The sequence below is a fragment of the Ulvibacter sp. 2210JD10-4 genome, assembly GCF_058148525.1.
Genome location: NZ_JBYVJZ010000081.1, coordinates 1 through 243, shown reverse-complemented (window position 1 = coordinate 243; position 243 = coordinate 1). Strand labels below are relative to the sequence as shown.

Below are 243 nucleotides of genomic sequence, written 5' to 3'. Positions count from 1 at the left end.
GATATGGAAGAACAGAAAAAAGAGATCATTGGCCAGTTAGAAAAAGGCCAGGTACTGGAAGGTGTTGTAAAGGACATTACTTCTTATGGAGTATTTGTAGACCTAGGAGGTGTGGACGGATGAGTTCACATTACAGACCTTTCCTGGTCACGTATCAATCACCCTAACGAAATTGTGGAAGTAGACCAGAAATTGAATGTTGTGATCCTTGACTTCGATGAAGACAAGACACGTATCCAATTA

At 40.7% G+C, this 243-nt stretch carries 1 pseudogene; it reads left to right on the top strand.

Going from position 1 to position 243, the window contains the following annotated elements:
- Window positions 1–243: pseudogene (locus tag ACY2RT_RS15560) on the top strand (S1 RNA-binding domain-containing protein); the annotation flags it as partial.